This window comes from Roseateles noduli (assembly GCF_050626985.1).
In the GTDB taxonomy this organism is placed as follows: Bacteria; Pseudomonadota; Gammaproteobacteria; order Burkholderiales; family Burkholderiaceae_C; genus Roseateles; species Roseateles noduli_A.
Map to the genome: position 1 here is coordinate 5,712,741 of NZ_CP192463.1, position 22,726 is coordinate 5,735,466.

Annotated in this window: 18 protein-coding genes; 10 read left to right on the forward strand and 8 right to left on the reverse strand. The window is 66.3% G+C overall.

Annotation, left to right across the window (positions count from 1 at the left end; genetic code table 11):
* Positions 1–6: 6 nt before the first annotated feature.
* Entirely contained in the window at positions 7–948 is a 942-nt protein-coding gene (locus ACQ4L4_RS24980) for an AraC family transcriptional regulator (protein ID WP_297531928.1), read from the reverse strand.
* Between the two features lie 189 nt (positions 949–1,137).
* Between ACQ4L4_RS24980 and ACQ4L4_RS24985 the strand changes: the two genes are divergently transcribed.
* Entirely contained in the window at positions 1,138–2,166 is a 1,029-nt protein-coding gene (locus tag ACQ4L4_RS24985; RefSeq protein ID WP_431101490.1) for an aldo/keto reductase, read from the forward strand.
* A gap of 6 nt (positions 2,167–2,172) precedes the next feature.
* On the opposite strand, the gene ACQ4L4_RS24990 is transcribed toward ACQ4L4_RS24985, so the two are convergent.
* From ACQ4L4_RS24990 to metK, 4 genes are all read right to left on the reverse strand, one after another.
* Positions 2,173–3,270, reverse strand: a complete 1,098-nt coding sequence (locus ACQ4L4_RS24990) for a DNA glycosylase AlkZ-like family protein (protein WP_431101491.1) — start codon at positions 3,268–3,270, stop codon at positions 2,173–2,175.
* Positions 3,271–3,396: 126 nt separating this feature from the next.
* Positions 3,397–4,413, reverse strand: coding sequence for a GGDEF domain-containing response regulator (locus ACQ4L4_RS24995; protein WP_431101492.1), 1,017 nt, complete (start codon positions 4,411–4,413; stop codon positions 3,397–3,399).
* Positions 4,414–4,499: 86 nt separating this feature from the next.
* A complete protein-coding gene (locus ACQ4L4_RS25000; RefSeq protein ID WP_377157953.1) occupies positions 4,500–5,555 on the reverse strand; it encodes a GGDEF domain-containing response regulator in 1,056 nt (351 codons plus the stop codon).
* Positions 5,556–5,751: 196 nt separating this feature from the next.
* The gene (metK, locus tag ACQ4L4_RS25005; RefSeq protein WP_431101493.1) at positions 5,752–6,930 is read right to left on the reverse strand and encodes a methionine adenosyltransferase; all 1,179 of its coding nucleotides are present in this window, start codon (positions 6,928–6,930) and stop codon (positions 5,752–5,754) included.
* Between the two features lie 178 nt (positions 6,931–7,108).
* Between metK and ACQ4L4_RS25010 the strand changes: the two genes are divergently transcribed.
* The 6 genes from ACQ4L4_RS25010 to ACQ4L4_RS25035 all read left to right on the forward strand — a co-directional run bounded on the left by ACQ4L4_RS25010 (position 7,109) and on the right by ACQ4L4_RS25035 (position 13,436).
* The gene (locus ACQ4L4_RS25010) at positions 7,109–7,999 is read left to right on the forward strand and encodes a lipid A biosynthesis acyltransferase (protein ID WP_377157949.1); all 891 of its coding nucleotides are present in this window, start codon (positions 7,109–7,111) and stop codon (positions 7,997–7,999) included.
* Between the two features lie 9 nt (positions 8,000–8,008).
* Positions 8,009–8,884 carry a diaminopimelate epimerase gene (gene dapF / locus ACQ4L4_RS25015; RefSeq protein ID WP_377157948.1) on the forward strand — a complete coding sequence of 292 codons (876 nt, stop codon included), beginning with the start codon at positions 8,009–8,011 and terminating at the stop codon, positions 8,882–8,884.
* The gene (locus ACQ4L4_RS25020) at positions 8,881–9,603 is read left to right on the forward strand and encodes a DUF484 family protein (protein ID WP_377157947.1); all 723 of its coding nucleotides are present in this window, start codon (positions 8,881–8,883) and stop codon (positions 9,601–9,603) included. Before dapF ends, ACQ4L4_RS25020 begins: the two co-directional genes overlap by 4 nt.
* Positions 9,581–10,510, forward strand: coding sequence for a tyrosine recombinase XerC (locus tag ACQ4L4_RS25025; protein WP_431101494.1), 930 nt, complete (start codon positions 9,581–9,583; stop codon positions 10,508–10,510). Before ACQ4L4_RS25020 ends, ACQ4L4_RS25025 begins: the two co-directional genes overlap by 23 nt.
* 13 nt (positions 10,511–10,523) lie before the next feature.
* On the forward strand, positions 10,524–12,119 hold the full coding sequence (locus ACQ4L4_RS25030; RefSeq protein ID WP_431101495.1) for a hypothetical protein: 1,596 nt from the start codon (positions 10,524–10,526) through the stop codon (positions 12,117–12,119).
* A 135-nt stretch (positions 12,120–12,254) separates the two neighbouring features.
* Positions 12,255–13,436: a class I SAM-dependent rRNA methyltransferase gene (locus ACQ4L4_RS25035; protein ID WP_431101496.1), complete on the forward strand. Its 1,182-nt coding sequence runs from the start codon at positions 12,255–12,257 to the stop codon at positions 13,434–13,436.
* Here the strand turns inward: ACQ4L4_RS25035 and ACQ4L4_RS25040 are convergent, their stop codons facing one another.
* Positions 13,437–13,922, reverse strand: coding sequence for an Lrp/AsnC family transcriptional regulator (locus ACQ4L4_RS25040; protein ID WP_431101497.1), 486 nt, complete (start codon positions 13,920–13,922; stop codon positions 13,437–13,439).
* Positions 13,923–14,071: 149 nt separating this feature from the next.
* Between ACQ4L4_RS25040 and glmS the strand changes: the two genes are divergently transcribed.
* The 3 genes from glmS (at position 14,072) to ACQ4L4_RS25055 (ending at position 18,334) form a co-directional block, all read left to right on the forward strand.
* A complete protein-coding gene (gene glmS, locus ACQ4L4_RS25045; protein ID WP_431101498.1) occupies positions 14,072–15,946 on the forward strand; it encodes a glutamine--fructose-6-phosphate transaminase (isomerizing) in 1,875 nt (624 codons plus the stop codon).
* 452 nt (positions 15,947–16,398) lie between these two features.
* The gene (locus ACQ4L4_RS25050) at positions 16,399–16,650 is read left to right on the forward strand and encodes a hypothetical protein (protein ID WP_431101499.1); all 252 of its coding nucleotides are present in this window, start codon (positions 16,399–16,401) and stop codon (positions 16,648–16,650) included.
* A 226-nt stretch (positions 16,651–16,876) separates the two neighbouring features.
* Positions 16,877–18,334 carry a hypothetical protein gene (locus ACQ4L4_RS25055; RefSeq protein ID WP_431101500.1) on the forward strand — a complete coding sequence of 486 codons (1,458 nt, stop codon included), beginning with the start codon at positions 16,877–16,879 and terminating at the stop codon, positions 18,332–18,334.
* 273 nt (positions 18,335–18,607) lie between these two features.
* Here ACQ4L4_RS25055 and ACQ4L4_RS25060 read toward each other — a convergent pair whose 3' ends face one another.
* Positions 18,608–21,244 (reverse strand): DEAD/DEAH box helicase, encoded by a 2,637-nt coding sequence (locus tag ACQ4L4_RS25060; protein WP_431101501.1) that lies wholly within the window; start codon positions 21,242–21,244, stop codon positions 18,608–18,610.
* On the reverse strand, positions 21,241–22,305 hold the full coding sequence (locus ACQ4L4_RS25065) for a HamA C-terminal domain-containing protein (protein ID WP_431101502.1): 1,065 nt from the start codon (positions 22,303–22,305) through the stop codon (positions 21,241–21,243). Before ACQ4L4_RS25065 ends, ACQ4L4_RS25060 begins: the two co-directional genes overlap by 4 nt.
* Positions 22,306–22,726: the final 421 nt, after the last annotated feature.

Sequence of the window (22,726 nt, forward strand, 5' to 3'; positions counted from 1 at the left end):
GCGGGCTCATCCTGCGCGCAGCAGCTGCTCGATGTCGGCGCGCGGCGGCGTGCCGAAGAGGCGACGGTATTCGCGGCTGAACTGCGAGGCGCTCTCGTAGCCGACCTGATGCGCCGCCGCCGCCGCGTCCAGCCCTTCGCCGAGCATCAGCCGGCGCGCATGCTGCAGCCGCAGCTGCTTCTGGTACTGCATCGGCGACATGCTCGTCAGCTGCTTGAAGCGCTGATGCAAGGTCGAGGCGCTCATGTGCGCCACCGCGGCCAGCTCGTCGATGCTGATGGCTTCGCTGAAGCGGCGGTTCAGCTCGTCGATCGCGCGCGACAGGCGGCGCGTCGCGCTGTCCTGCTGGGCCAGCGCGCGCAGCCGTGGACCGAGCGGGCCGGTCAGCACGCGATAGAAGATCTCCCGCTGCAGCAGCGGCGCCATGACGCGCTGGTCCGACGGGTTGTCGAGCAGCTGCATCAGCCGCAGGGCGGCGCTCAGCAGCGATTCCGACACCGGCGCGACGTTCAGCCCCGACTGCGCCGACGGCGATGCATCGGTGCTTGCCGGGCCGACCTCGAGCATCAGCTCGGCCAGCGTCGCGGTCGAGCAGTCGATGCGCACGCACAGGTAGGGCTTGTCCGGCGTCGCCTCGATGACGCCGCCCTTGGGCAGCATCGGCATGGACACCAGCAGGAAGTGCAGCGGGTCGTAGTACAGCGTCTCGGTGCCGAGCTCCACCTTCTTGCGCCCCTGCAGCACGATGGCCAGGCCGGGCTCGTAGAAGGCCGGCGCGGTCTTGGGCATGCTGCAGCTGGCCTTGATCAGGTGCAGGCAGGGAATGGCGGTCGGGCGGGAGCCTTCGCCGTCGATGTGCCGGAGCGTCAGATCCACCATCTGCGCGCGCAGGGCCTGCAGCGCGTCGGGGAAGCCGTCGGCGAGGGGAATCGGAGTGGGTGCGACCATGCATCGGATTGTGCAAGTCCGTCGCGCGCGCCGCCAGCGCCCGCGAGGGCGCCGGACGGGGTTCCGGAGGATTGGGCAAGGACGGGCGAGCATTGCGCTGGTTCCGGAGGGGGGCGGATTCCTAAGCTCTCGGTCATCGCGGCGGTCGTCCGATCGCCGCTGTCACCTTGCTTTCGAAGGAGTGCCGCCATGACCATCATGTCCAGGGAACCGCTCAACAACCTGCCCCAGCTGCCGCGCCGCCGGCTCGGCGCGCACGGGCCGGAGGTCTCCGCGCTCGGGCTCGGCTGCATGGGGATGTCCGATTTCTACGGCCCCGCCGACGAGGCCACGTCGATGGCCGTCCTGCATCGCGCGCTGGACCTCGGGATGAACTTCCTCGACACCTCCGACATCTACGGCAACGGCGCCAACGAGCGTCTGCTGTCGGGGCTGCTCGCCAACCGCCGCCGTGAAGTGGTGTTGGCCACCAAGTTCGGCATCGTCCGCAACGCCGACGGGCTCTCGGCCGGCGTCAACGGCAAGCCGGCCCATGTCCACGCGTCCTGCGATGCGAGCCTGCGCCGGCTCGGCGTGAACCACATCGACCTGTACTACCTGCACCGCGTCGACAAGTCCGTGCCGATCGAGGAGACCGTCGGCGCGATGGCCGAGCTGGTGCGCGCGGGCAAGGTGCGCCACATCGGGCTGTCGGAAGCCTCCGCGGAGACGATCCGCCGCGCCCACCGGGTGCATCCGATCGCGGCGGTGCAGTCCGAGTACTCGCTGTGGACCCGCGATGTCGAGGCCGAGGTGCTGCCCACCTGCCGCGAGCTCGGCATCGCGCTCGTGCCATACAGCCCGCTGGGTCGGGGCTTCCTGACCGGCGCGATCCGCAGCGCCGATCAACTGGCGGCCAACGACTGGCGGCGGGTCAATCCGCGCTTCCAGGACGGCCACCTGGCGCAGAACCTCGCGCTGGCCGATGCGATCGTCGCGCTGGCCCGCGACCACGGCCTGGCACCGGCGCAATTGGCGCTGGCCTGGCTGCTGGACCGCGGTCCGGACATCGTGCCGATCCCCGGCACCCGCTCGACCGCGCGGCTGGAGGAAAACGCGATGGCCGCGCGCCTGCGGCTCAACGACGTGCTGCGCGAGGACCTGCGCGACCTGCTCGACAAGTTCCCGGTCGCCGGCGAGCGGTACCCCGAGGTGTCGATGGCGCTGGTCAATGCGTGATCGCTGTCATTCCTCGAGTCCGAGGAACACGGCCATCTCGTAGTACGCCTCGTCCAGCGCGGCGCGGAAGGCCGCATCACGCGGCCGCTTGTCGATGAAGCCGAGGTCCGGGACCAGCGTCCCGGCCTCGACCTTCAGGTTGGCCCAGCCGATCATCCGGTCGCCCCAGAGCATCGGCAGCGCGTAGTGGCCCATCGTGCGCTTGGCCGGCGGCGTGTAGGCCTCGAAGCGGTAGGCCCAGCCCCACAGCCGCTCGAAGCGGCGGCGGTCCCACACCAGCGGGTCGAACGGCGCGAGGAAACGGAGCCGGTCCGGCTCGACCTTGTGCGCGCGTGACGCCGGATGCTCGTCGGCGGGCCAGTACCAGACCTCGCCGTCGATCTTCGCGTGGCCCCAGCGCGTCTTCGCTTCCTTCAGCACCTTGCGCGCCTCGACGTTCAGGTGCGGTGCGCCGTAGCCCAGCAGCGAGGTCAGGTAGCCGAGGCTGGGCGAGGGCAGCGGCGCATAGAGCGCCACGATCATGTCGAGCAGTCGCGCCGCCCGCGTGTGGCGGGCCTCGGGGCTGTCGTCCTGGGGCTGGTGCTCGATCACCTCGTAGACCCGCGTGCCGGAGTCGCGCCGCGCCACGCGCAGCAGGCCGCGGTAGTGCATGCCGTCGAGCAGGTGCGTGCTGGCGTTGAGCTCGCCGCCCCAGTAGCCCTCGACGCGCCCATGGCTGAACGCCTGCTGCACATGCTGCGGATGCGTGCGGCCGCGCGCGCGGATGAACTCGAGGACCTCGGCGGCGCGGGCGGTCATTGCCTCGTCCCACGCGCGCTTCGGGGTGCGCGGATGGAGCAGCGACAGGATCTCGCGCGGCAGGAAGCCGTAGTTGACGAGGGCGTCCTCCTCGACGGCCAGCTTCGCGTAGCGCGCTTCCAACTGGCCCGCGCGGTAGTCCTTGACCCGGTGCATCAGGATCAGGTCCTGCGCGCGCGCCGGGGCGCGGATCGGGTCGGCCTGCACGAAGCCCAGGCGCTGGATCGCGCGCAGCAGCGTCGTCGGCTTGAAGAAGGTGCGGGCGATGGCGTGACGCCGCAGCGCGTCATGGTCGATCACGGGCATTCGGAAGCAGGGGTCATCGAAAGCCGTGACGGTACCCTCGGCGCGACACCGGATGTGTCAGCAGGGAGTCGTCGAGTGCCGGGGTGAGGGCCAGCGGCGGCGGAAGTACTGAAGCCCTCATGCGCCTCACAGCGGCGCGAAGCCGCTCGGCGCCTGCTCGACGGTGTCCATCTGCATCTCGAAGCTGAAGAAGCGGTTGCGGCCGCGCGACTTCGCCGTGTAGAGCGCGTCGTCGGAACGCCGCAGCAGGCCTTCGACGGAGGTGTCCGCGTCCGGCACGCAGGTGGTGATGCCGCCGGACAGCGTGACGTAGGGTTCGACCGAATCCGGGTGGCGCATGTTGCAGTTGCGCAGCGTGCGCATCACCGCCCGCGCGAAGGTCATCGCGCCGGAGCGCGGCGTGCCCGGCAGGATCAGCGCGAACTCCTCGCCGCCATAGCGGGCCGCGCAGTCGCGGGGACGGCGGCAGGTCTCCTGCAGCAGCCGCGCGACGCGCTGCAGGCAGGCGTCGCCGGCCAGGTGGCCGTAGCTGTCGTTGTAGCGCTTGAAGTGGTCGATGTCGCACAGCACCAGCGTCAGCGGCTGCTGGTCGCGCCGCGCGCAGGCGATCTCCTGGGCCAGCCGCGCGTCGAAGGCGCGGCGGTTCATCAGCCGCGTCAGCGGGTCTTCACCGGAAAGCTTCTCCAGCCTTTCATTGCTATGCCGGAGATCGTCCGACACCTGCTGCAACCGCGTCTGCATGCGCCGCAGCCGCTGCATCGCGCGCAGCTTGGCCTGCAGCACGGTGTTGGAGACGGGCTTGACCAGGTAGTCGTCGCCGCCCGACTCGATGCCCTGCCAGAGGTCCTGGTCGCGGTCGCGGCTGGAGAGGAAGATGATCGGCGTCCAGCCGCCGTTCTCGTGCGCGCGCATCTGGCTGGCGACCCAGTAGCCGTCGTGGTCGGGCATCTCGACGTCGAGCAGCACCAGGTCCGGGTGGTCGCCGTCGAAGCGGGCCAGGGCGCTGTCGCCGCCGTCCGCCTCCAGCGTGTGATGTCCGATCGCCTGCAGCTGGCTGCAGAGGAAACCACGCGTGCTGGCCTGGTCATCCACGACCAGGATGCGTAGCGGAGGGAGCGAGGCAGGCGGCAGGGGAGCGTCCATGGCCGGGCATCGTCGTCAGGCGGCAACAAGATGTGCCGGAGCCGATTATGCGGGGCCGGTCCCGTCGAAGGCAGTTCGGGTATGCCTCAAGTCGGGGACGACGGCGGCACGCCGGGCGCGGTCGGCGCGGCGGTCGCCGGCGCGGCCTGGCGGCGCTGTTCCGCCGTGTCCATCTGCATCTCGTAGCTGAAGAAGCGGTTCCGGCCGGTGGACTTGGCGTTGTAGAGGGCGTCGTCGGCGCGGATGATCAGGCCCTCGGCGCTGGTGCTGTCGTCGGGCAGGCAGGTGGTGATCCCGCCGGAGAGCGTGATCGTCGCGCCGGTCGGCGAATCCGGATGCGGGATCGCAGCCAGTTCCACCGTGCGCATCAGCGCGCGGGCGTAGGTCATCGCGCCGGAACGCGGCGTGTTGGGCAGGACCAGCGCGAACTCCTCGCCGCCGTAGCGTCCGGCGCAGTCGCTCGGGCGGCGGCAGGTCTCCTTCAGCAACTGGCCGATGCGGCGCAGGCAGGCGTCGCCGGCGACGTGGCCGGCCGCGTCGTTGTAGCGCTTGAAGTGGTCGACGTCGCAGAGCATCAGCGTCAGCGGTTTGCCGTCGCGGCGGGCGAGGTCGAGTTCCTGTTGCAGCCGCGCGTCCAGTGCGCGCCGGTTCATCAGGCCGGTCATGGCGTCGACGCTGGAGAGCTCCTCCAGCTGCGCGTTGGCCGCGCGCAGTTCCTCGGACATCTGCACCAGCCGCGCGCGCATCTGCGCCAGGCGCTGCATCGCGCGCAGCTTGGCGTGCAGGATCATCGCGGAGGCGGGCTTCACCAGGTAGTCGTCGCCGCCGGATTCGATGCCCTTCCAGACGTCCTCGTCCTGGTTGAACTGGCTGAGGAAGATGATCGGCGTCCAGCCGCCAGGCTCGGCGGCGCGCATCTCGCGGCAGGTCCAGTAGCCGTCGTGGCCGGGCATCTCGACGTCCAGCAGCACCAGGTCGGGGCGGTAGCGGCGGAACAGCTCCAGCGCCCACTCGGCGCTGTCGGCCTCCAGCACGCGGTGACCGGCGCGGTCCAGTTCCGCGGTCAGCGCCACGCGGGTGGCACTCTGGTCGTCGACGATCAGGATGGTCAGCGGGGACGGCGAGGTCGGCATGGCGTGCATGCGGTCATTCTGCCGCGATGCCCGACTTCATGAAACGACAAGGGCCGCGCAAGGCAGCCCTGAGTCGGGGGATCAAGTTTCCGCGTGTGCGGCAAATGACCGGTTCGGAGGAGGGGGTTTGTGGTCGACGCTCACATCCGCTCCGCGGATATGAGCGTCGCCCCAAAGCGAAGAACTTGCTGCGCAAGTTCCGGGCTTACAGCCCGGCCGCTGCTAGCAGCGCCTTCGCTTTGTCCGTCCTCTCCCAACTGAACTCCGGCTCTTCACGCCCGAAGTGACCGTACGCCGCCGTCTTGCCATAGATCGGACGCAGCAGATCCAGCATCTGGATGATGCCCTTGGGACGCAGGTCGAAGTGCTCGTTGACCAGCGCGGCGATCTGCTCGTCGGGAAGGACACCGGTGCCTTCGGTGTAGACCGTGACGTTCATCGGACGCGCGACGCCGATCGCGTACGCGACCTGGATCTGGCACTGCTTGGCCAGGCCGGCGGCGACGATGTTCTTCGCCACGTAGCGGGCCGCGTAGGCCGCCGAGCGGTCCACCTTGGTCGGATCCTTGCCCGAGAACGCGCCACCGCCGTGCGGGCACGCGCCGCCGTAGGTGTCGACGATGATCTTGCGGCCGGTCAGACCGCAGTCGCCCTGCGGGCCGCCGATGACGAAGCGGCCGGTCGGGTTGACCAGGTACTTCGTGTCCTGCAGCCATTCCTTGGGCAGCACCGGCTTGATGATCTCCTCGATGACGGCCTCGTAGAACTCAGGCTTCATCTTGTCGCCGAGCGACATCTCCGGCGCATGCTGCGTGGACAGCACGACGGTGTCGATGCTGTGCGGCTTGCCGTCGACGTAGCGCATCGTCACCTGGCTCTTCGCGTCCGGACGCAGGAAGGGCAGGCGGCCGTCCTTGCGCAGCTGCGCCTGGCGCTCGACCAGGCGGTGCGCGTAGTAGATCGGCGCGGGCATCAGCTCCGGCGTCTCATCGCAGGCGTAGCCGAACATCAGGCCCTGGTCGCCGGCGCCGGTGTTCAGGTGGTCGTCGGAGGCCTGGTCGACGCCCTGGGCGATGTCGTTGCTCTGCTTGTCGTAGGCGACGAGCACGGCGCAACCCTTGTAGTCGATGCCGTACTCGGTGTTGTCGTAGCCGATGCGCTTGATCGTGTCGCGGGCGACCTGGATGTAGTCGACGTGGGCGTTGGTCGTGATCTCGCCGGCCAGCACCACCAGGCCGGTGTTGCAGAGGGTCTCGGCCGCCACGCGCGATCGCGGGTCCTGCGCCAGGATCGCGTCGAGGATCGCGTCGGAGATCTGGTCCGCCACCTTGTCGGGGTGGCCTTCGGACACGGATTCCGAGGTGAAGAGGAAATCGCTCGCCAATTTAAACTCCTGTGATTCAGTCTTCGGGCACAGCCTTCTGGCGTTGCCGAGACGGGAGTCAGGCGGCGAACGCTTTAGCGGGATTTATGAGTCGCCCCGCAAGTTGTCCAGATTAACTCGGCGACTGGGGCGAGATTATATGAAAGACCAAGGCCCGGCAGGGCCCACGGATGGGTGGATGGGAAAACTGGGTACATATGCGCTGATCGCGCTCCTGTGGCTGCTGCACTGGCTGCCGCTGCGCTGGTTGGCGGCCCTCGGATGGGGGCTGGGCGGGGTCCTGCATCGCGTGGCCGGGTCGCGCCGGCGCGTCGCGCTGCGCAACGTCGAGCTGTGCTTTCCGGACAAGCCCCTGGCCGAACGCGAAGCCCTCGTGCGCGAGCATTTCGGCTGGCTGGGCCGCAGCCTGCTGGAGCGGGGGCTGCTCTGGTACGCCTCGGACCGGCGCCTGCTGCGGCTGATGCGCATCGAGGGCAACATCAAGCTCTCCGAGCAGGTCGACCGCCCGGTGATGTGGCTGATGCCGCACTTCGTGGGCCTGGACTGGATCGGTCCGGCGCTGATGCTCAACCAGGCAAGACCTGGCGCCAGCATCTACCAGCGCCAGAGCAACGCGCTGTTCGACGAGGCGTTGCGCCGGGCACGTTCGCGCTTCGGCACGACCAAGCTGGTCGACCGCCACGAGGGCGTGCGCAGCGTGCTGCGGGCGATCCGCGACGGCTACTCCTTCCTGAACCTGCCCGACATGGACTTCGGCCCGAAGGACTCGGCCTTCATCCCGTTCTTCGGCGTGCCGGCCAACACGCTGCTGGCGCCGGCCAAGATCGCGCAGACGATGAAGATGGTGGTGCAGCCGGTGATCGTCACGATGCTGCCCAAGGGCGAGGGCATCGTCATCCATGCGCATGAACCGCTGGCGGGCTATCCCAGCGGCGACATGGAGGCCGACGCGAACCACTTCCACCGCTGGCTCGAGGACCGGATCCGCGAGCACCCGGCCCAGTATTTCTGGGTCCACAAGCGATTCAAGACGAGACCGCCCGGCGAGCCGTCGCTGTATTCCCGATAATCCGCTTCCATGAAACTGCGCTTCACCAAGATGCAGGGCGCCGGCAACGACTTCGTCGTGCTGGACGCCACGCGCCATCCGATGCCGCTGACGAGCGAACAGCTGCGGCGTGTCGGCGATCGCCGCTTCGGCGTGGGCTGCGACCAGATCCTGGTGATCGAGGCGTCCAAGTCGCCGGACGTGGACTTCGGCTACCGCATCTTCAACTCGGACGGTTCCGAGGTGGAGCAGTGCGGCAACGGCGCGCGCTGCTTCGTGCGCTACGTCGTCGACAAGGGCCTGACGGACAAGCGGACCATCCGCGTGCAGACGATCAACGCGCTGCTCGAGCTGCGCCTGCAGGACGACGGCCGTGTCACGGTCGACATGGGCGCGCCGGTCTTCGACCTGCCGCGGATCCCGTTCGACCCGAAGGAATCGGCGCCGCGCCACGAGAACGGCTTCGAGCGCTGGCCGCTCGACCTGGGTGACGGCATCACGGCGGATGTCGCCGTGCTGTCGATGGGCAATCCGCACGCGGTGCAGCGGGTCGACGACGTCGATCACGCGCCGGTGGGGATCGTCGGTCCGCTGGTCGAGCACCATGAATCGTTCCCGCGCCGTGTCAACGCCGGGTTCCTGCAGATCGTCAGCCGCGGCGAAGTGAAGCTGCGCGTGTTCGAGCGCGGCGCCGGCGAGACGCTGGCCTGCGGCACCGGCGCGTGCGCGGCGGTGGTGGCGGGCATCCGGCTGGGCTGGCTGGACGCCGCGGTCGAGGTGCACACGCGCGGCGGCGACCTGCGCATCGAATGGGCCGGCATGACGCCGGGCGGCCCGGGGCTGTCCGCCCCGGTCTACATGACAGGGCCGGCACAGACGGTCTTTGAAGGAGAAATCGAACTGTGAGCGGCATCGAAGGCATCACCGAACAAGACATCGCCGACTACCTGGCGAATGACCCGGCGTTCTTCGAACGTCACGCCGAACTGCTGGCCAACGTCCGGATCTCGCATCCGCACGGCCAGCGCGCGGTCTCGCTGCAGGAGCGCCAGGCGGAGCTGCTGCGCGACAAGATCCGCGGCCTGGAAAACAAGATCATCGAGATGATCCGCAACGGGCAGGAGAACGTCGCCATCGCCGACCGGCTGCACCGCTGGACGCTGGCGCTGATGCTGACGCGCGACGACCGGCAACTGCCGGAAGTGCTGCTGCGCGAGCTGCGCCACCAGTTCCTGATTCCGCAGGCGGGCCTGCGGCTGTGGAACGTCGACGCCGGCCATGCGCTGGCGCCGTTCGCGGCCGAGGTCAACCCGGACGTGAAGACCTTCGTGGGCAGCCTGAACCAGCCGTACTGCGGCATCAATTCGGGCTTCGAGGCGGCGCGCTGGCTTGAGGACGACGTGGCCTCGCTGGCGCTGGTGCCGCTGACGACGGGCGCTCCGGCGCAGCCGTTCGGGCTGCTGGTGCTGGGCTCGCCGGATCCGACGCGCTACACGGCCGAGATGGGCACCGAGTTCCTGGCCCGCGTCGGCGAGATCGCGAGTGCCGCGCTCTCCCGCCTGCTGGACGCCGACCCGCACGTCGCATCCCCTGTGGCTCCTCATGTCGCCGCTCAGCCTGACTGACGAGCAACGGCGCTACCTGGAACACCTGCGCGTGCAGCGCCGCCTGGCGGAGCGCACGCTGACGCTCTACACGGACGCGTTGCAGCGGCTGACCGGGCTCGCCTCGGTCGAGGACCTGAACCTGCTGCGCCTGTCCGCGCATCAGGCGCGGCGTTTCCTCGCCAAGCTGCACACGCAGAAGCTCAAGCCGCGCACGCTGGCGCTGATCCTGTCCGCGTGGCGCGGCTGGTACCGCTGGCTGGGTCAGAACGGTCTGGTCGACGCGAACCCCATCGCCGACCTGCACGCGCCAAAGCAGGGCCGGCCGCTGCCGAAGGCGCTCGGCGTCGACGACGCGGTGCGGCTCTCGGAACACCATCAGGACGCGGCCGATCCGGTCGCCGAGGCGCTGGAACGCTGCCTTGTCGAGCTGCTCTACGGCAGCGGTCTGCGCGTGTCCGAACTGGTGGGCCTGGACCTGCGCCACCAGGCGTCCTCGGCCGGCTGGATCGTGCTCGAGGATGCCGAGGCGCAGGTGCTCGGCAAGGGCTCGAAGCGCCGCGCCGTGCCGCTGGGCGGTCCGTCGGTGACGGCGCTGAAGGCCTGGATCGCGCTGCGCGGCCAATGGGCCGCGGCGGACGAGCCGGCGCTGCTGGTCGGTCCGCGCGGCGGCCGGCTCAGCGCCGACCAGATCCGCAAGCGGCTCAAGCAGCGCGCGCTCGCGGCGGGCATGCCCACGCACGTCCATCCGCACATGCTGCGCCACTCGTTCGCGTCGCACCTGCTGCAGAGCAGCGGCGACCTGCGCGGGGTCCAGGAACTGCTGGGCCACGCCAACATCAGCACCACGCAGATCTACACCCGGCTGGACTTCCAGCACCTGGCCAAGGTCTACGACGCGGCGCACCCGCGCGCCCGCAAGAAATAACCGATCGACAACGATGCTCCGCTCCGTCCTGAACGCTTCGAACGCCCCGTTCCCGTCCCGTCCGCTGCTGCTGTGCTCGGCGCTGCTCGCGGCCCATGTGCAGGCCCAGGCGCAAGCGCAGGCACAGGGTCCGGCGCCATCGCCGGTCATCACGGCCACCGACAGCCGACCCGCCGCCTTCGAGCTGAACTGGTCGCCGGTCAAGATGCCCACGGGGCAGAAGACGGCCTTCCTGGGCGCGCATTACATGGTGGCGGTCAACGAGGACTGGGGCCTCGGCCCGGCCGCGTACGGCGCGGCGAAGGGCGAATTCGGCGGCCTGTTCACGGTCGGCTTCAACGTGCAGCGGCGCTTCCGCATCACGCCGGAGGTGCACCTCGCGGCGAGCCTGTACGCGGGCGCGGGCGGCGGCGTGAGCTCGGACAAGGTGCGTGCCGGCGGCGGGCTGATGCTGCGGCCGGAGCTGTCGCTGCGCGGCGAGTTCGGCAACTGGTATGCCGGCGTGGGTGTGTCGCACATCACCTTCCCGAACGGCAACGGCAACATCAAGGACACCGGCGTCGCGTTCACCATCGGGCGGATGGATCGGTTCCTGAGCTTCAATCCGAGCGACTCGGGATCGCCGGGTCGCGCGGGCGATCGCACCGGCATGGGCTTCGACGAGATCGCGCTGAGCGCCGGCGTCGAGAAGCCGCGCACCGGCAGCCGCACGCGCGGCGGCGTGCCGCTGACGGGCCGCAAGGGCAAGGCCGGCGGCGACCTGCGGCAGTACTTCGGCGACGGCTCGTCGTGGTGGGGCCTGGAGGCCTCGGGTGCCGCGTCCGGCGGACACGACGGCTACATGGAGATCCTCGCGAACGCCGGCCAGGACTGGGGTATCGGCAGCGAGCGGCTGCGCATCGGCGGCCAGTTCTCGTTCGGCCTGGGCGGCGGCGGCGACATGGACACGGGCAACGGCTGGCTGGTGCGCGTCGGTCCGACGTTGCGCTGGATCACGCCGTGGGGTCCGACGCTGCGACTCGACGCGGGCTACATGAAGGCGCCGTGGGGGAACTACGAGTCCCTCCAGGTGCGCGGCTCGCTGGCGCTGCCGCTGGAGAAGGTCTCGCGCATCCTGAACACGCCGCCGCTGGAGTCGGGCACGGTGCGCGCGCAGGCGCTGTACCTGAGCATGCCGTACTTCAAGGAGTTCAAGTTCAAGGACGGCTCGAAGGACAACGTGACCGGCCTGGGCATCGGCATGACGCGCGACTTCGGCGGGCCGTGGTACGGCGTGGCGCACGCGGGCAGCGCGGCGCTGGGCAAGGCGGGCGCGTTCTCGTACGGCATGTTCGGTCTGGGCGCGCAGTCGCCCAAGTGGAACGGCGTGCGCGTCGGCGCGGAGGCGCTGGTCGGCGCGGCCGGCGGCGGCGGCGTGGCGGTCGGCGGCGGCGCGGTGTCGCAAGGCGAGATGTGGGCGCAGTGGGAAGGCACCGGGCGCGACCGCCTGCGCGTGAAGGTCGGCGTGGGCCAGTGGAAGGCGCTCGGCGGCGAGAAGCAGAGCACCCCGATGGTCAGCCTGAACGTGGGCTGGGCGTTCGGGACGCTGGGGCCGGCGGCGCAGCGCTGATCGTTGTCGGGCGCAATCGAATTATCAAGTTTTATCGGCCAGACCGATAAATTATCGCCTTCGCGATAAAGACCCGATAAAACGGGGTTTGCCCCGTGTTCATCGGGGCTGTACGCGATCGAAGAGAGTCGTCTCATGAAATCCATCCGTCTCCGCGAGGGCAAGGACCGCTCGCTCCTTCGCCGCCATCCCTGGGTCTTCGAGGGCTCGATCGCGAGGGGCAAGGCCGACGCCGGCGAGACCGTGCGCGTGGAGGCCGCCGACGGCAGCTTCCTCTGCTGGGCCTCGTTCAGCCCGGAGTCGCTGATCCGCGTGCGGGCCTGGAGCTTCGATGAGAAGGAGCGCATCGACGCGACCTTCTTCGAGCGGCGGATCGCCGCGGCGCTCGCGCTGCGGGCGCGCATGCCGATCGACTCGGATGCGGTGCGCCTCATCCACGGCGAGGCCGACGGCCTGCCCGGCCTGATCGTGGACCGCTACGGTGACACGCTCAGCGCGCAGTTCCTCTCCGCCGGCACGGAGCGCTGGAAGCAGACGATCGCCGACCTGCTGCTCGCGCAGACGGGCCTCACGCGCCTGTACGAGCGCTCCGACGCGAACGTGCGCACGCTCGAAGGCATGGAGCCCGTCACCGGCTGGCTGCGCGGCGAGGGCGCGACCGAGCTCGTCATCTCGGAGAACCGCTGGAAGCTGAGCCTCGACGTGGCCGAGGGCCACAAGACCGGCTACTACCTCGACCAGCGCGACAACCGGCGGAAGTTCGGCGAGGCCGTGAAGCACTACGGCTGCCGGTCGGTGCTGAACTGCTTCAGTTACACCGGCGGCTTCTCGGTCGCCGCGCTGGCAGGCGGCGCGACGGATGTCATCAGCGTCGACTCGTCCGGCCCGGCGCTGGCGCGCGCCACGGCGCACGTCGCGCTCAACGGCTTCGACCCGGCGCATCACACGGCGCTGGACGCCGACGTCAACCACACGCTGCGCGACATGCTCAAGCAGGGCCGCAGCTTCGACGCGATCGTGCTGGACCCGCCGAAGTTCGCGCCGACCGCCGCGCATGCGGAGCGCGCCGCGCGGGCCTACAAGGACATCAACCGCCTCGGCCTGATGCTGCTGAAGCCGGGCGGCCTGCTGTTCACGTTCTCGTGCTCGGGCGGCGTGGGACCGGAGCTGTTCCACAAGATCGTCGCCGGAGCCGGCATCGATGCGGGCGCGGACGGCCTGATCCTCGATCGCGTCGGCGCGACGCCGGACCATCCGCAGACGATCTACTTCCCCGAAGGCGAGTACCTCAAGGGCCTGCTGATCCTCAAGCGCTGATCAGGGCCGCGCCGCCGGGAGGGCCAGGCGCGGCTCGAACTTCGCGCGCTTGACGCTGAAGAAGGCCTTCACGTTGCGGACGTTGGCCTGCTGCGTGAACAGCCTTTGCACCAGCGCGTGATACGCCGGCATGTCCGGCACCTGCAGCACCAGCACGAAGTCCGGCCCTGGCGCGACGCGCCAGCATTGCTGGACCTCGGGCGCCGCGACGGCGATGGCCTCGAAGGCGTCGAGGTGCTCGGCGCCCTGCCGGTCGAGCGTGATCTCGACCAGCGCCGACAGACCCGCGCCGAGCTTGTCCGGCGACAGGATGGCCACCTGCTTCTCGATGACGCCGGACTCGACCAGCCGCCTTACGCGGCGCAGGCAGGTCGCGGGCGACACATGGGCGCGCTCGGCCAACGCCTGGTTGGACAGCGAGGCGTCCTGCTGGAGCAGGTCCAGCACCCGCAAGTCGATGGCGTCGAGTGTGAGAGAAGATTCCATCATTGGTTTGCGAATGAAAGAATTCGCCAAACAGTGGGCAAGGCGATAGATTCTTTCATCAATCGTTGAATGTTGAAAGCATCCACCTCGCCGTGATGCCTAGCATTCCGCCATTCGCAAATTCATCCGGACATCCGGGGAGACACATCATGTGCGGCATCGTCGGCGCGGTTAGCCAGAAGGACATCGTTCCCATCCTGATCGAGGGCCTGAAGCGGCTCGAGTACCGCGGGTACGACTCGTGCGGGGTGGCGGTCCACCAGGACGGTCAACTGCGCCGCGCGCGCAGCACCTCGCGGGTGGCGGAGCTGCAGGAGGTGGCGGCGCACGACGGCGTGGCGGCCGGCACCGGCATTGCGCACACGCGCTGGGCGACGCACGGCGCGCCGGCGATGCACAACGCGCATCCGCACTTCTCGCACGGCCCGGGCGCCGAGGCGCACCTGCAGCCGGGCCGCGTGGCGCTGGTGCACAACGGCATCATCGAGAACCACGATGAACTGCGCGCCGAGCTGAAGTCGCGCGGCTACGTCTTCCACAGCCAGACCGACACCGAGGTCATCGCGCACCTGGTCGATTTCCATTACCACGGCGACCTGCTGGAAGCGGTGCAGACGGCGGTGGCGCAGCTGCGCGGCGCGTTCGCGATCGCGGTGTTCCACAAGGACGAGCCGCACCGCGTGATCGGTGCGCGCGAGGGCTCGCCGCTGGTGCTGGGCGTGGGCAAGGACGAATACGCGGGGGCGAATTTCCTGGCCTCGGACGCGATGGCGCTGGCGGGCGTGACGGACCAGATCGTCTACCTGGAAGAGGGCGACGTGGTCGACCTGCAGCTGGGCCGCTACTGGATCAGCAACAAGGACGCGACGACGGGGCGCTTCGTCAACGTCGAGCGCGAGGTGAAGACCGTGCAGGCGCACAGCGGCGCGGCGGAGCTGGGCCCGTACCGGCACTACATGCAGAAGGAGATCTTCGAGCAGCCGGTGGCGATCGCCAACACGCTGGACGCGGTGACGGGCATCAGCCCGGAGCTGTTCGGCGACGGCGCGTTCCGGGTGTTCAAGGAGATCGACTCGGTGCTGATCCTGGCGTGCGGGACCAGCTACTACGCGGGCTCGACGGCGAAGTACTGGCTGGAGAGCATCGCGAAGATCCCGACCAGCGTGGAGATCGCGAGCGAGTACCGGTATCGCGACAGCGTGCCGAACCCGCGGACCCTGGTGGTGACGATCAGCCAGAGCGGCGAGACGGCGGACACGCTGGCGGCGCTGAAGCATGCGCGCTCGCTGGGGATGGTGCACACGCTGACGGTGTGCAACGTGTCGACGAGCGCGATGGTGCGGGAGTGCTCGCTGGCCTACATCACGCGCGCGGGCGCGGAGATCGGCGTGGCGTCGACGAAGGCGTTCACGACGCAGCTGGTGGGCTTGTTCCTGCTGACGCTGGCGCTGGCGCAGACGCGCGGACACCTCACGGAAGAGCAGGAGCAGGAGCACCTGAAGGCGCTGCGTCACCTGCCGGTGGCGGTGCAGGCGGTGCTCGCGCTGGAGCCGCAGGTGATCGCATGGAGCGAGGAATTCGCGCGCAAGGAGAACGCACTGTTCCTCGGCCGCGGGCTGCACTATCCGATCGCCCTCGAAGGCGCGTTGAAGCTGAAGGAGATCAGCTACATCCACGCGGAGGCGTATCCGGCGGGTGAGCTGAAGCACGGCCCGCTGGCGCTGGTGACGGCGCAGATGCCCGTCGTGACCGTGGCGCCGAACGACACGCTGCTGGAGAAGCTCAAGAGCAACATGCAGGAAGTGCGGGCGCGCGGCGGCGAGCTGTTCGTGTTCGCCGACGGCGATACGAAGATCGACAGCGAGCCGGGGCTCCACGTCATCCGCATGCCGGAGCACTACGGTGCGCTCAGCCCGATCCTGCACACGGTGCCGCTGCAACTCCTCGCTTATCACACGGCCTGCGCACGCGGCACGGACGTTGATAAGCCGCGGAATCTGGCGAAGAGCGTGACGGTGGAGTGAGCTCGTGAGACGGTGAGGGGTGTTGCGGGGGTGTATTAGAAGTGGAAATTCCACATCTCCGAACACCTGAGAAAGCTGCGCTAAGTGACTGTGGCTGAAGCACTTTCTGCGGCTACGCTGCGCGCGACGAAGGGGAGGTACCCCCTCCCCTCATCCCGCCGAAAAGTGTTACGAAAGTTTATCGAATAGGGGATTAGAAGTGGAATTGGCCGGAGGGGCAGGGATTAGAAGTGGACTTTCTGAGCCCCGGCCCGCTCCGCTCCCTTTGTGGTTACACCGCAGCCCGGGGCCAAGGATTGGAACAACGCGCCCCAACCCTTAGCTACAACGAGCCGCCGACGCTCGATTCATGCCAAGGCCGAGCAAAGCCGACCAAGGCCTGGATAGGGCACAAGCCTGACGTGCCGGACCAGCGATAAACGCCGCCGCTACACATGGGACAGGAGCCTTCCATGTGCAAAACCCTCTCTCTGCCCTTCGGCATCAGCCTCGGATTGGCGCCGCACGGCGCTGTGGCTACTTACAGCCGTCTAGAACGGGAGTTCTACGTGCCCACCAACGACCTGGGCAGCAAAGCTGAGTCCGCACGCATCGCCTTCGAAGAGCTCCTCTGCTGCCTGGCGCGAGCTGGCTTCGAACTCGACTCCCCAGCAGGCCGCCTCGCCGTTGAAAACGCTGCAAAAGCCATCGCCCTGAAGCTCTGAGCGGCCGGCTCACGGAGCAGGCTGCCTCCGTACTCGATGCCCGCTCCCCCCTTTCAAGACCGCAAGAGGCAATCAGAGTCAATGGCCTGGAACGAGGTAGATTCCCTCCAAACAGATGAGGGGGCGCATGCAAGGGAGCGAAGCTTGGGCCGCTGCTGCGGTTGCACTCGGTACTACGGACTCAGAGCGAATCCTCAGCCGCCTAGCGAAGAGGACATTTCTCTCGATGTGGAGCTACGTCAACGTCTTCCGAGATGCCGGCCAGAAGAACGGGCGAGGGGCAGGAACGGAACTCTGCGACCTCTTGGTGGTCTTCGGCGACCACATCGTCATGTTCTCGGATAAGCATTGCCAGTTCAACGAGAGCATCGACGTTGGTGTCGCATGGCGTCGCTGGTACTCGTCCGCGATTGAAAAGTCTTGCAGGCAACTTGAAGGAGCGGAGAAGTTCGTCAAGCACCACCCGCGGAGGCTCTATCTCGACCCACTCTGCACGGTTCCATTCCCCATCTCGCTGCCACAACCGGAACGAGCCATCTTCCACCTTGTTGCCGTAACTCGAGGTGGTCACAAGGCTGGTGAAAGGTTCTTCGGCATGGGTAGCTCGGGAACGCCAATCCTTTGTACGACGCTAGTCGGCAACGACCACTACGCCGTGCCCTTCCACATTGGCTACCCGTTGCCAAGCAAAAGGTTCGTGCACGTGCTCGACGAGATGGCTGTCGACGTACTCTTGGGGGAGCTTGATACAGCCAAGGACCTTGTCGACTATCTAAGCGCCAAAGAGGCGTACATCACCGCGCGGCCCTGGGTGAATCTTGCTGGCGAGGAAGACCTTCTCGCACGGTACATGATGAGTGAGACAGCTGGTCGAAGAGGTCTAGCTCTCGACCACGGGGGCGAAGAGGACGTGATGGTCCTGGAAGAGGGCGATTGGTTCGGCTACCGCAATGGACCCGAGCAGGTCGGCCGCCGCTTCGCCAACGCCGAGAGCTATCTCTGGGACGAGATTATCGAATGGCATAGCTCGCACGTGCAGCTTGGTGTCGCTGCGACGGCCGAGCAAGTCATCGGGGAATCTGACTTCAGCTCGGACCATGAGTTGGTGCTTAGAGCGATGGCGTCGGAGAGCCGCCTGGCCAGGCGACTCTTGGTTGAGCAACTGATGGCCGTCCTCGTCCAGGATGTCGCTCCGGGGCAGGCACGGACTAGGCTCGTGTCTATCGACAAGCAGCGAGGCTATGTGTTCATGGCCGCTACGCCGGAAACTGGCGCTACCTATCAGGAGTACCGCGCGGAAAGGGCAAGACATGCGCGGGCATACGTCCTTGGTTTCGCCGCAAGGTTGCCTCTGCTACGAGAGGTCGTGTGCATCGTCAGCGAACCTGGCGGTCAACCGGGCACTCAGGACATGCTGTACGTTCGCCTTGGAGACACTCTTTCCGCAGGAGAGATTGAAGCGTTCGCGGAGTTGGCGCTGAGTCGGGGCATCCTTCGACCGGATACGCCAGTTGTGTTGGACGGTCGGCCGCGCCACGACTTCCCGGTGAAATTCGAAATCACCTATCCCCCGGTCAAGGTCGTCGCCTGCATGGCAGGGGCGACTCAGTCGAGGAAGCGCCGCGGAGATTGCAGGTCAGCCGCAAAGCGCCGCAAGCAGACACGAGCGGCCAAGCGACGCTAAGCGAGTGCGGCCGAGCGACAGGGATAGGGCGCTCTGACGTGGTGCTTTGGGAACGTAGGCGCGGATTCTCCGACGGCAAACCGCCCACTACGATTGAAGTTCCGGGTGCTACTCAGAATGCTTGATGTTGATGTGTCCAAGCGTCCGTCCTTGTAGCCGTTGACCCAAAGGAAGCATCTGGATGCGGAAATCTCGGCCAAGCGAAATTTCACTTGCTGTCGTTGGCCTACGGCACAAGGTGCGTGGAACGACAGCGCGTCATGCTTCCGACCGTCAGGCCATTTCCTCTCCGGAGGGCTGCGCTGGAGTCAGTCCCAACCTAGTTAGCTCGTCCTTAATGATTGGGCTGACCTTGACTGAGCTGAGGTCGAGCTTGGAGAGGAAGCGCCGAGCGTCTTCAGCTGTGCGCACATCGGCGCCACCGTCCAAGCCCCCAAGCACAGATGCCGCGATTCGAGACAGGCCTAGCTCCACATAGGCCGTTCCGACCACTGTCGAAACTCCAAGCTCCAGATAGAGGGCAAAGTCCTCTACGTCCGGAATGCGATGGTCGTTTCCGGTCTCGCGCAGCGCATGCAGCAACAGGTCGCGGTAAGCCTTAGCGAGTTGCACGAACTCGAAACGAACCACGTCCTCAATGAGCCGGAACGCATCGAGAATGTGCGCGTCCAGCGTTCGTTCTTTCGGTGGGGTTGTACCGGCGAAGCCTGCGGCTCTTCGCTCAGCGCTCTCCCTCATGCGCCGACCACGGAGCCAACCTTTCAACATGACTGGATAGGGGTGACCTTTCATCCATTGAACCGCCAATCCCCCGGCAAGGGCTCCAAAGTTTCTGGACTTGCCATGCACTCGCTCGACGAGGAAGCCAAACAAACGTTTGTAGTGGCCGGAAGGCTCGACGTGCGGGTTCATGGGAATGAGTTCGTCGATTTCCTCTTGCTCAATCTTGGCGAGAATGAACTCATACAGGCGACGAAGACCAAATGGGTCCACCGTCCAGTTCTGCGCGACGATGTAGTCAGGTAGCCCGAGCTGGCCATAGGCAAGTTCTGCGGCGTGAGCCAGCTCATTCAGCTCGCCAGGGTTCGGGCGGTCCATGACCCTTCCAAGGAACGAGTAGACATCCCTACGCGCCACATGTGACATGAGCAGCCCTGCACAGGCTCGGACTCGGGCCACATCTTCGTTCCCTGGTGTCTGAGGCGGGAGTGCACCATCGCGCAATGCCTCTACGATTCTCAGACGTTCGTGCCGGAGTGTTTCGGTGATTGCGGGCTTCACATCGAACGGCACGAACTTATCCATGGGCTTGCTGTCCCACTCTTCGTAGTTCAGCAGAAAGATGTTCCCAACGATGTCGTGATTGAGTCGGCCTGCGCGGCCGGCAAAATTCCAGAGAAGGGCGGGGGGAAGCGGCTTCCCTTGCCCACGTTTGGGCGTGTCTATGAATACGTTGCGCGCTGGCAGGTTGACGCCCTGCGCGAGAGTGGTCGTGCAGACCAGGAACTGTAGGCCGCCTTCGTCTTGCTTAAACGACTGCTCTAACGCCTCCCGGAGGAGGTTGGGCATCTTCCCGTAGTGATACGCGACGCCGCACTGAACCATGCCTGCGAGCTGATACTCAGGATGGATGTGCTCTCGGATGAACTTGGCAAGCTCCCCGAGAGACGCTGACCTGGGTCGGACATTTCGAGCCTCGAGCATTCCGACTAATAGCGCCGCAGTCTTCTCTGCCTCTCGGGCCCCGGTCTCGTAGAGGAGAGATTTACCGTCGCCGGACAGCTCTAGCGCCACTGTAGCCAGTCGGTGAGTCTTTCTCGCCAAAGACAGTCTCGTGCGAATTGAGCCCAGGTGGCGTCGAGCACCCTCGCGTCCCATCAGCGAGATGCTCAGCTCATGGGTTTTTCCGCGTCCGCCGTTCTTCGTCAGGACAATCCGATTCTGAAGGACCGGCGAAAGTTGAGTGGCGAGCGGCACCAGGTCGGAGATGCCAAAAGTGCGTGCAACATCCGGCATGCCCGTGGCCCCTGGTGCGAGCAGGATGACTTGCGCGCTTGGATGGCGCGAAGCAATGCGCTCAAGGCAGTCCTGCAGAATCATGCCGCGCGCGTCCTCGGCCAAGTTCTGCGCTTCATCCACCACAAGCATGTCTAGCTTGAATCGGACATCGTCAGCAGCAAGCAGTACATTCAGGCGCTCCTGCGTCAGTACGAAAATCTGCCTCGCTGGAGCAAACGCGCTGAGCGCCGGAACCGCGGAAACTCGAATGCTCGTGTGTCCCTTAAGTCGAACCTGAACCTTCTGCAGCACCTCTGCGAGGAGTGCACGCGTTGGCGTGACATACACAGCGGTGAAAGTGTGTGAGCTCTCTGCCTTTCGGCAAAGGTGCTCAAGGACTAAGAACGATTTTCCGGCCGAGGTGGGCGCGGTGACCGCCGCCCGAGCAGTCTTTGGGAGAGCCGCCCAGACGCTGCGCTGGTAGTCGGTAAGCGGAAGAGACTCATCGCCAACTTTCACTGTGTTCAGCCGTTCGGAGACTCTCCGGTTCACCATGCCGAACAAGGATTCAGCTGCGCCCGTGTAGCGAAGCTCTGCGTAGCGCAAGCTGGGGAAATTTCCAAGCTCAGTCAGCAGCCTCATCGCGCGCTCACGCTCGGCTGCGCCTTCTGTGACTAGAAGCGTTTGGATGGCAATTTCTTGGGCATGTCGTAGCTTGTCTTCATCCGTCGTCTGCACGAAGACCTCGGCGCAATACAAGAGCTTGGCGAGCTCTTCCTCAGTCGGTGCCTCAACAAGAATTCGTTGCCCCAGCGTCTCGTTGACGCCGGCAGCTTGCAACGTCTCGAGGAGGGTCCAGTACTTGTCGCTTGCTAAAAATCGACCGGACAGCTCAGTTGCGAAGGTGCTCACTTCGACGCTCCATTCTTGCCTGCTTGTGGTTGCGTTGGCTGGCCTTTCTTCTTCGGGGTAGCCTTTGGCTTTGGTGGCGTGTACCCCATAAACTCATAGAAAAGCTTGCGGACCTCGGCCGTGCTGGGAACCGCGACGTAATAGACGCGGCAGCCCTTCGGGTCGACCTTCTGCTTCGTCAACTGATGGTGCGCAGCCTTCTGATGAGCGGGGAGCACCGCTTTAAAGCTGGTGGCAGCGTGCGCATCGTAGAAGCCGGCTGGATGGCTGTCGGACTTCGCCGGCATTGAGCCGAAGACCTTGCTATCGCTGTAGAGGACTACGCCAACGTGGCGTTCACGCAAGTCCACGACAGTTTCCTGCGCAAGGACATCGAAGTACCTCAGAGCGTTCTCGCGTTCTGCGCCTTGAAGAGCATCCAGGTTGCCGAAGTCTCGAACGATGTTGTACTCGCGCCCGTACTGTTTCGCGCTGGCGACAAAATCAGCGACTGACTCCGCGAACTCGGTAGCGCCTTTGCCCGCGCTTGCACTCAGTTTGGATTCGAGGAAGAAGACGTAGAGGCAGCCGTTCTCGACCTTTGCGTGGATTCCGTCGAGACCGTGTACCGGCATGTTGCTATTCGTCTTCAAGGCCATCTTTGCGGCCAACTGCGTCGCTCCAAGCTGTTCGACTGCGACGCAATAGGCCAGCAACTCGCCCACCTCGCTTGCGCGCCCAGGGAATTTCTCCCGGAAGTCGAGGAAGGAGTCACGCACCGCAGAAGACACGATGCTAGTCACAGACAAGTCGCCCTTAGGCGCGCTCGATATCTGCGCTTGCAGCTCCTCGCGACGTTTGCGCGAGAGCGCGTAATTGGGTGCCTTGTGCCAAAGGAACTCCGCCAGGCTAAGGACGTTCGCGACGTCCTCCTTCAGCTTGACGTACATCACTGTGGTAGTTGGCGCCTCTCCATCCGGGGATGCCGCGGCGACCGAGACATGTCTCGAAAGTTCAACAGGGTCAAGCAGGCTCTGCAAGCTCGACTGAAGTTGCATGAGTGCCTGGTCGGGGTCCACCATTCGCGACTCACCTTGTGGTCTAGATGCCGCCAATTGTTGCAGCTACGCCTGCAGTGAACATCGCGTTAATGCGAATCTAGCCACCGGATTCTTACAGGTTGCATCCCGAGAGTGAGGGGGTTGGCGTGTCGGGTTCAGACGTTGTTTGCCGCTTCGCGCAAAGACGCGTAGTAGCCGTGCGTCACCTGCCGTATGGCCACTGCGAAGCTGAAGAAAGTACATCGCCGGGAGCAAAGATGCGTCGCCTAGAACCAAGCTCTGTCTAATAGGCTCGACACGAGGCGGAAGCCCCGGCGCCGAGTGAGGTGGTGCGGCGGGGGCGGGCTTGGGCTCCCGGCAACTGGATGGCGCTACTGGCCAGCTGCCTTGTTCTTTCGGAAATGGCAATTGGCCTCCACCGACTACTCCCTTCGGAGAGTAC

Excerpts from the sequence above, each read along its gene's own strand:
- ACQ4L4_RS24980 (WP_297531928.1), bottom strand. The coding sequence starts at position 948 with ATGGTCGCACCCACTCCGATTCCCCTCGCCGACGGCTTCCCCGACGCG.
- ACQ4L4_RS24985 (WP_431101490.1), top strand. The coding sequence starts at position 1,138 with ATGACCATCATGTCCAGGGAACCGCTCAACAACCTGCCCCAGCTGCCG.
- ACQ4L4_RS24990 (WP_431101491.1), bottom strand. The coding sequence starts at position 3,270 with ATGCCCGTGATCGACCATGACGCGCTGCGGCGTCACGCCATCGCCCGC.
- ACQ4L4_RS24995 (WP_431101492.1), bottom strand. The coding sequence starts at position 4,413 with ATGGACGCTCCCCTGCCGCCTGCCTCGCTCCCTCCGCTACGCATCCTG.
- ACQ4L4_RS25000 (WP_377157953.1), bottom strand. The coding sequence starts at position 5,555 with ATGCACGCCATGCCGACCTCGCCGTCCCCGCTGACCATCCTGATCGTC.
- ACQ4L4_RS25010 (WP_377157949.1), top strand. The coding sequence starts at position 7,109 with ATGGGAAAACTGGGTACATATGCGCTGATCGCGCTCCTGTGGCTGCTG.
- dapF (WP_377157948.1), top strand. The coding sequence starts at position 8,009 with ATGAAACTGCGCTTCACCAAGATGCAGGGCGCCGGCAACGACTTCGTC.
- ACQ4L4_RS25025 (WP_431101494.1), top strand. The coding sequence starts at position 9,581 with ATGTCGCCGCTCAGCCTGACTGACGAGCAACGGCGCTACCTGGAACAC.
- ACQ4L4_RS25030 (WP_431101495.1), top strand. The coding sequence starts at position 10,524 with ATGCTCCGCTCCGTCCTGAACGCTTCGAACGCCCCGTTCCCGTCCCGT.
- ACQ4L4_RS25035 (WP_431101496.1), top strand. The coding sequence starts at position 12,255 with ATGAAATCCATCCGTCTCCGCGAGGGCAAGGACCGCTCGCTCCTTCGC.
- ACQ4L4_RS25040 (WP_431101497.1), bottom strand. The coding sequence starts at position 13,922 with ATGGAATCTTCTCTCACACTCGACGCCATCGACTTGCGGGTGCTGGAC.
- glmS (WP_431101498.1), top strand. The coding sequence starts at position 14,072 with ATGTGCGGCATCGTCGGCGCGGTTAGCCAGAAGGACATCGTTCCCATC.
- ACQ4L4_RS25050 (WP_431101499.1), top strand. The coding sequence starts at position 16,399 with ATGTGCAAAACCCTCTCTCTGCCCTTCGGCATCAGCCTCGGATTGGCG.
- ACQ4L4_RS25055 (WP_431101500.1), top strand. The coding sequence starts at position 16,877 with ATGTGGAGCTACGTCAACGTCTTCCGAGATGCCGGCCAGAAGAACGGG.
- ACQ4L4_RS25065 (WP_431101502.1), bottom strand. The coding sequence starts at position 22,305 with ATGGTGGACCCCGACCAGGCACTCATGCAACTTCAGTCGAGCTTGCAG.